This window comes from Longimonas sp. (genome assembly GCF_040409695.1).
Taxonomy (GTDB): Bacteria; Bacteroidota; Rhodothermia; order Rhodothermales; family Salinibacteraceae; genus Longimonas.
The window spans coordinates 1-8,537 of sequence record NZ_JARWGJ010000109.1 but is presented as its reverse complement, the minus strand read 5'-3'; the positions used below and the strand labels follow the sequence as shown (position 1 = coordinate 8,537).

The 8,537-nt window shown below is 62.8% G+C and carries 4 protein-coding genes; 2 read left to right on the top strand and 2 right to left on the bottom strand.

Annotated elements, in window-relative coordinates; all coding sequences use genetic code 11:
* Window positions 1-1,316, bottom strand: a 1,316-nt coding sequence (locus PPP56_RS06990) for an AI-2E family transporter (RefSeq protein ID WP_353563321.1), incomplete at its 3' end; no start/stop codon positions are given.
* Window positions 1,317-1,442: 126 nt separating this feature from the next.
* On the opposite strand from PPP56_RS06990, the gene pabB reads away from it, so the two are divergent.
* On the top strand, window positions 1,443-3,293 hold the full coding sequence (gene pabB / locus PPP56_RS06985) for an aminodeoxychorismate synthase component I (RefSeq protein ID WP_353563320.1): 1,851 nt from the start codon (window positions 1,443-1,445) through the stop codon (window positions 3,291-3,293).
* A gap of 408 nt (window positions 3,294-3,701) precedes the next feature.
* Here the strand turns inward: pabB and PPP56_RS06980 are convergent, their stop codons facing one another.
* Window positions 3,702-6,287: a zinc-dependent metalloprotease gene (locus tag PPP56_RS06980; RefSeq protein ID WP_353563319.1), complete on the bottom strand. Its 2,586-nt coding sequence runs from the start codon at window positions 6,285-6,287 to the stop codon at window positions 3,702-3,704.
* 346 nt (window positions 6,288-6,633) lie between these two features.
* Here PPP56_RS06980 and PPP56_RS06975 point away from each other — a divergent pair.
* A partial coding sequence (locus tag PPP56_RS06975) for a S41 family peptidase (protein WP_502912560.1) occupies window positions 6,634-8,537 on the top strand: 1,904 nt, incomplete at its 3' end.

Genomic DNA, 8,537 nt, shown 5'->3' with positions numbered 1-8,537 from the left:
TACGACGCATCGCGCATGCTGCTATACTCGCGCAGCTCAAGCGTGAGTTCTTCGCGCCAGGCGCGGTAGATGGTGACCAGGATAGCGGTGGCCGGCACGGCGATCAGCAGCCCGAATATCCCCATGAACGTACCGAACACCAGCAGGGCAAACACGATGAGCACCGGGTGCAAGCCCATCTGGTAGCTCAAAATCTTGGGTGTCAGGAACGACTGCTCCAGCAGCTGCTGCAGGAGAATGACGGTCAGCACGATCACCATGTCCATGACCCCGCCGAAGGTCAGCGCTACGAGTCCGCCAATCACCATACTCACGATGGCGCCAAGCCGGGGAATGAAGTTGAGCACGCCTGTCAGCAGGCCAATCAACAGCCAGAACGGTACGCCAAAAATCACCAGTGCAATCGACACATTCACCGCTGCAATGAGGCTGATAATCAGCTGTCCACGCAGGTAATTGCCGACAATGCCGCCAGCCTCCACAATATAGTCGCGGCGTCCGTCAGCGGTGGGAAAGAGGCTGACGAGCCCGTCGCGGATGAAGGGGTAGTCCTTGAGCGTGTAAAACAGGATAACCGGTACCAGCGCCAGTATTGTGACCAGGCCCAGCACGGATCCGAGCGAAGCCAGCACCTCTTCGAGCGCGCTGGGGAGGCGGCGTGCCTGCCGCTGCACAAAGTCGGTCACCTCGCGTATGATAACCTCCCGATCAATCACCCCGGCGCCTTCCAGTTCGGCCACGACCGGCGAGGTGGCCAGCCACGTTCGCAGGGCTTCCAGCGCTCCCAGCGACTGACGCGACAGCCGGTCGACCTGGTCCACAATGTTGGGTACGATGAGCACGATGCTGGTGATGAAGAGCCCCACGACAAGCGTGGTCACCACCATCGACGAGACCCAGCGCGGAATCCGGTAGCGACGGTCGATGCGTGTGACGATGGGGTGCAGCAGGTAGGCCAACAGGTAGACTGCTACGAACGGAATGAGGATGGTGCTTGCACGCAAGATCGCCCAGATCAGCAGCAGCACGCCGCCGGACAACAGCAGCGCCCGGGCCGATGACTTGTGGCGTACGGGCCATAGCAGAAGCGCACCGGCCAGTGCAACCAGCGGTGGACTCAAGAACGAGCCGGGCCGCGGAAACTCCATCTCGTAGAGCATGACGAGCAAGAGCGCGAGCCCGCCGATCAGCAAGATGATCTCGTGTGTGCGCGTGTTACTCAACCAGGTGCCAGACGACACGCCGTCATCGGCCGACTTCGGTTCGGAGGGATCCGGTTCGGGCGAAGCAGAGGAGGCCGGTTCAGCAGTAGACATAGGGTACGTATCCGCCAGAACAGAGAAGCAAGTTACACATGGCGCCAGAGCCGGAGGGAGCACATGGCGCGGGCACAGGTACACAGAAGGCACGCGTAGAGGTCCTGCTACCCCCTTGCCCATTACATGCCAAACACGGCCCCCTTCGATCCGGCAGTGCTGCGCCGTCCGGGTACGGTGCTGCTCGACACGGCCCGCTCCGATCCCGAAAACGAGCACACCCGGCTCTTCACCGATCCAGTGTCGGTGTGTAACGCATCGACATATGCTGAAGTGCCACAGGCGCTACGTCGTGCGCAAGATGCGCTCGACCAGGGGCAGTACGTGGCCGGATACGTGGCGTACGAAGCAGGCTACGCGCTCGACCCGTCGATCCGGGCGGCTGCGCCCCCGCACGATGAAGACGATGGGCCGCTGGTGTGGCTGGGGGTATACGAGGCGCCCCAGGTGTGGCCTGCCGCAGCGGCTCATACGGTGTGGGACAGCGTAGCGCCGCGTTCGCCCCAGCAGGCCCGGTTTGGCTGGCCGGAGGCAGACTACCGTGAGGCGTTCCAGGCGGTCAAGCAGCACATCCACGCGGGCGACGTCTATCAGATCAACCTTACCGGACCGGTCGACCTCGACGTGCCAGACGACCCCGTGGCGCTCTACGCGCACATGCGCCGCCAGCAGCCCGTGCCGTATGCGGCATACATTGAAACCGGCACGCGAACCGTGCTCTCCGCCTCTCCCGAACTCTTTATTCGCCGCACGGGCGAACACGTGGTTACACGTCCAATGAAAGGCACCGCTGCCCGTCCGCCCACCGCCGAGGCCGACGAGCAAGCCATCGCGGCACTGAAGGCCGATGCCAAAACGCAGGCTGAAAACCTGATGATTGTGGATCTGCTCCGTAACGACCTGTCGGTCTGCTGCATGCCGGGGTCGGTGCGCGTGCCTGAGCTGTTCGCGGTCGAGCGGCATCCGACGGTGCTGCAGATGACCTCGACGATTGAGGGGCGCCTGCAGGCCGGTATTGCGCTTCCCGATCTGTTTCGGGCACTCTTCCCGTGCGGGTCGGTCGTGGGGGCACCGAAGCTGCGTGCCATGCGCATCATCCGCACGCTGGAGCCGGCTCCGCGCGGAGTGTACTGCGGCGCCATCGGGTGGGCCGGGCCCAACGAGACCGCAACGTTTAGCGTTGCCATCCGAACCGTCGAGGTCGGTTCGCAAGGCGCCCGTATGGGCACCGGGGGCGGGCTCGTGTGGGATTCCGAGGCCGACGCTGAGTACGCAGAGTGCAAGCTCAAGGCCCGGTTTCTAATGGATGCGGACGGCCCTGCCCCGCTGACGCGCCCCACGCTCATCGAAACGATGCGCTACGACGGAGCGGGCATCCCGCTGCTCGACCGCCATCTGCAGCGCCTTGCGTCGTCGTCGCGTTACTTCGAGATTCCCGTTGATCTTGATGCGGTGCGCGAGGCCATTGCCGCTACCTGTGCTGCGCTGCCTGACGCGCCTCACATGGTGCGCGGCACTCTTGGCCCCCAGGGTACATGGCAGAGCACCACCCGTCCGCTCGACCCGGCTCCCGGTCGTCCGTGGCGGCTTACGCTGAGCCCGGTTCGGGTTGCCCCCGGCGACATACGGCTGCACCACAAAACGACGGCCCGTACGCCGTACGACGAAGCCGCTGCCTTCGCGCGCGCCCACAACTGCGACGAAGCGCTGCTGCAGTCCACCGAAGGGTACATCACTGAAGGGGCGCGCAGCAACGTCTTCATCGAACGCGAGGGCATGCTTTACACGCCTCCGCGGTCGAGCGGGCTGCTGGGGGGCGTCTACCGGGCTCACGTACTCGATACCCGTGCCGACGTGCGCATCCAACCGCTTACCGTCGAGGATCTGCGCACGGCCGACGCGATCTACTGCTGCAATGCCGTGCGTGGGTGGCGATCCGCGCAGTGGGTAGAGCCCGAAACGGTAGAGACGCTGTAGCCTGTGCATCCGACAGACCCCGGATTCTGTGGGGGCGACCTCTCTCCCAAAAGAAACACCATAAGAAACGGGTAGCGGTAAGATGTTGAATGATTGTCTGTGGTTTACATCATCGCAATCTGTTCAAACCCCCTCTGTCTGCCGAGCTTCGCCAAAGGCGTGATCCTGTGGACATCTCCCCCTTGACCAAGGGGGAGAAACCCGACACGAGCCCGTAGGGCGACTGATGGAGCGAAGCGGAATAAGGGAGAGGGGGTTCGAACAAGACAAATCTGCAGTGTCTGATAGCCTTATCACATAGCGTTTACCACCACCAAAAAACGCCCGCCTCCTCGTGATGAGGAAGCGGGCGGATGCTTATGCAGCATGGACTGCAACGGCATGGGCTGCGTAGAGGCAGCGTCAGGATCAGTCGAGCGCCTTCTCGATCAGGTGACGCAGGTGCGCCGTGTGGGCCTGCGTTTCTGCATTCACGCCTGACTTGCCTGCAATGAGATCGTCGACCTGCTGCAGGCTACGCAGCGCCGCAGAGCGGGCTACATAGTCATACGATGTGTTGGTGTCTTCGTCGAGCACCGCCGAGAGGCCGCGCACGTACTCAACCTGCAGGTTCTGGCGGAACGTGTTCACGTTGCCTGCGGCGTCGTCTTCGAAGATCGCCATCGTAAGGTCATCCATGTACTCGGCCAGCGGATACGTATTGCCGTAGAGGCGCGCATCCGTCATGCGCGTGAGCACATCGGGGTGCAGGATGTGCGCGAGCACCATGCGCTGCATGCTAAGCGCGCGGGCATGGATCTTCGGGTCTTCGGAGCTACCAAAGAAGTTGAACCCGCGCCGCTGCTGCTGCAGATGGTTGTAGATCTCGTTCGGAATATCGAACGCATCGGGAGCAAACAGATACGTGCGCAGCAGGTCGAGGGCCGCCTCTTGCTCAGCGCGTGGCACCGGCGTAAACGGCTGCGTAGCGCCGGGCTGGCCGACCATGGCGCGTTCGCGGTAGACGCCGCCGATGAAGCGCGAGGCTGCGTTCACGGCGCTGCCCATCTCACCCGTCAGGATCAGGTAGGCGTTGCGGAGCGGCTCGTACGAACTGCCGGGCTCATCGTACTTGTCGAGCAGCGAATCCATCGTCTCCGACAGAATGCCGAAGCGCTCCTCGGCATACGCGACCGGATCGCTCGATAAGGTATTGATCATAACGCGCGGGTCGATCGCCTTGCCCGGACTGCGCATGTCGTCGGCGTCGTTGCCAAAGGCCAGCTCCGGCTCGGTGGAACGGTTCAGGTGCGCAGTCATCAAGTCGTCGTCATCGAGCGACGGGTCGTATCCAAACTGGATAGCCCACGTGTCGTACGGGCCCGGGTGGTCGATGTAGTAGGTTTCTTGGGCATCGATGTTATCGGTCAGATGCACGGCAGGGTAGTCCATCACCGACCCGATAAGACCGTTCTCGGCGATCGCCTGCGGGTCTTTTAGCTCTTCGGGCGAGAGCAGGTTGTGCGCCTGCATATTGTGGTTCAGGCCGAGCGTATGGCCCACCTCGTGCAGAATCAGGTAGTAGAGCGCTTGCTCAAAGTACTCGGTGATCTGCAGCTCCGACGCATCCTGCGCGTGCAGCACCTGCAGTCCGGTAAGCAGATTCTGTTGCATGGTGGTGCCCAGCGTGCAGCCGTCGTGCGGCGCGTGGCCCGCTTCGGTATCGTGCGCGTGAAGCTCGGTGAGCGACTGCTGCGCCCAGTCGGGCAGGGCGGCCGCGTCGAAGAGATCCTGCTGACGGATCCGGTTAGTGAGGTAGACGAACTCAAGCATGATATCGGAGCCGATGATCTGCCCGGTGCGAGGGTTCACAAAGCTTGGGCCGTAGCCGCCAAAGGGCGGCGTGGGCGACGACGTCCACCGTAGCACGTTGTAGCGAATGTCGCCTGCCTCCCAGTCTGCGCTGTCGGGCTGCACCTTCACCTCGATTGCGTTCTCAAACCCGGCGGCCTCGAAAGCCTGGTTCCAGGCGAGGGTTGCGTCTCGAATGATCGGGCGGATCTCCTCGGGCGTGGTGTTTTCAATCCACCACACGATAGGCTCAACCGGCGCCGAACGCTCTGCCTCCGGATCTTCCTTCACCAGGTGCCAGCGGTTGATCATGTCGCGGTAGGGCGTCGCGCTGGTCGAGGTCTGGTCGTCGACCTGCTGCATGAAGTAGCCCACCCGCGGATCGTCGAAGCGCGGCATGTAGTCGTTGTCGGGCATCTCGATGAGGCTGTGCTGCACGATAATGCCGACCGACCGCGCGTCGGTTACGGCGCTTCCGCCACCGGACTGCGGGAGCGGGTTGTCGTAGACGTACTCTACCGTAAGGTCGGTATTCTCGGGGAAGTTCTTGACGCTCTGGTAGCGCGTTTTGCTGCTGTTCAGGTTGCCCAGCGAAAAACTACCCGGACGCTGCAGCGGCGAGGGCGTGGGCTTCACCTGATGCAGCGCCTCGCTCAAGAAAAGCTCGTCTGCGCTGATGAGATAGCGCCCGCCATCGGTTGTGTCTTGCGCCACGATCTCCTGCGAGGCCAAGCGCGCGGGCGTGATGTTCGCTTCAGAAGCACGGCTCAGCGCGTTATCCGGATCGAAGAAGAACGAGGTGTTCACCTTCTCAAACTCGATACGGTCGTAGTACCGCTTGATAGCAAACACCTCGTTGTCGCGAAACTGACCGCGAAAGTGCCCCGCTATGGGGGCGCCGTCTTGCGTAAACGTGAAGTAGATATACTCCTGGTCGAGCTGATCTTCACGGATCAGCATCTGCAGGGAGCCATCGGTCGTATCGCGATAGAGGGTAAAGAGGCCCTCCAACTCCTCTGCCGCTTCCACGGCGTCGTCAATGTCGGAGGTCGGCTCGGAAGGGTCGTCGGGCGTGTCGTTGGTCGTCACACCACGCGGCGCACATCCGGTCATCAGCAGCGCAAGAAGCGCTACCATGGAGATAAAACGAGAAGCAGCAGGCATAAGGCGAGCAGGTCTGTGAGGCTGTAACAAGAGAAGTGATAGCTATGCAATATACAAAACAGGCAGGCGGATGCATACGCGCTGCTATGAATGACACGTGGATGTTGCAGATAGGAAATCCTTGTCTCTAAGAAAAGCGTACACTCGCGCACGAGCAGGGTCACCGTTATCCCAACGGTTGAAAAAGCGCGCTGTAGTGTGTATGGTATACGCACCACCTGGAGCAACGTCCTCTGCTCTTTCAACCGGCCCCCGCCATTTGGCCCCGCCACCTGCGTCCTGCTGCCCACCAGCTTTCCGCGTTGCTCCGTCCTCCTCGCCGACCAACTAACCTCCGTATCCCTCTATGCGAACCGCTTTGTCTTCGACCGGGTCTCCGACCTGGACCGCGTCCCGTCGCCTGCTTGTAGGCGCGCTCTTCCTTCTGCTCGTACTGCCATGGGCTGCCACAGCTCAGTCGCCCGACGACCGCGGCACCCGCCTGCTGCAGGCGCCCAGCGTGCACGGCGAAACCATCGTCTTTGCCCATGCCGGTGAGATCTGGCGCACCACCACGAACGGCGGCGATGCAGAGCGCATCACCAGCTTCCAGGGGGTAGCGTCGAACCCGCACCTGTCGCCAAGCGGTGAGCATGTCGCGTTTTCGGGACGCTACAACGGCCAGACGGATGTCTACGTGGTGCCGCTCGCCGGAGGCACACCCGAGCGCCTAACCTACCACCCCGGCACCGACGCCGTGCAGGGCTGGGCGCCCGATGGCACCCGCGTGGTGTTTGCTTCGGGACGCGACGCCGCGCCGTCGTCGTACCAGCGCTTCTGGACGATCGACATCGAAGAAGCTACCCCCGAGCCGCTCCCCATTCCGCGAGGCGACGTGGGCGGGTTCAGTCCCGACGGTGAGCGCTTTGTCTACCAGCCCATCTCGCGCTGGCAAGACCACTGGCGCGGCTACCGGGGCGGCCAGGTGCATCCGATCTGGATTCTGGATATGGATACCTACGAACACACCGAACTGCCGTACGAGGAGACGGTCGACACCGCCCCGGTCTGGGCGGGCGACACGGTCTACTTCCTGTCAGACCGGGCCGACGACATGGTCATGAACGTGTATGCGTATGACCTTAACACCGAAACCCTCACGCAGCTCACCACGCACAGCGACTTCGACGTGAAAGCGCTTGATGTAGACGGCACCACGCTCGTCTACGAGCAGGGCGGCTACCTGCACCGCTACGACCTGGAGCAGGACGCGCATACGCCGCTTACGGTGACGGTACGCGGCGACCTGCCGTGGACGCAGCCGCACTGGACGGGCGTGCAGGCGAACGTGATGAACGCAGGCATCTCGCCCAACGGCGTACGGGCGGTGTTTGAGGCGCGCGGCGAAATCTTTACGGTGCCCGCCGAGCACGGCTCGTGGCGCAACATCTCGAACGCCTCGGGCGCAGCCGACCGCTATCCCGCCTGGTCGCCCGACGGCAGCCAGATCGCGTGGTTCTCGGATCGCAATGGCGAGTACGCACTCAAGATTGCGCCGCAAGATGGGCGCGGCGACCTGCGCACCATCGATCTGCCTGAGGCGTCGTTCTACTACCATCCGCAGTGGTCGCCCAACAGCGAGCACCTGCTCTTCACCGATGCCGATCGTAACCTCTGGCTTCTCAACGTCGAATCCGAAGACCTGACGCGTGTCGATAACGACCTCTACGCGCACCCCGAACGCTCGCTCAACCCGTCATGGTCGCCCGATGGCGAATGGATCGCCTACGCGAAGCGTCTCGACAGCCAGTTCCGCACCGTATACGCCTACTCGCTGAACGACGATGAGCGCATCGCGATGAGCGACGGCATGGCCGACGCGGTAAACCCGGTGTGGGATGCAAGCGGCAAGTATCTCTACTTCATGGCCAGCACCAACTACGGACTTAGCACCGGCTGGCTCGACATGAGCGCCTACGACGACCCGCTCGACCGGGGCGTGTACGTGACCGTGCTTGCACGCGATGAACCCTCGCCACTTCAGCCGCGCAGCGACGAAGAAGCCGCCGCGGATGCCGAGGCAGACAACGGCGACGAGGAGGTCGACGTCCGCATCGACCCAGAAGGGCTCGGCCAGCGCACTCTTGCGCTCGACCTGCCCGAACGTCCGTATATGAGCCTTGCCGCCGGATCAGCCGGGACGCTCTTCATTGGCGAGTCGGTGCCGAACCAGCCGGGCCTGCGCATCCACCAGTACCAGCTGGATGCGCG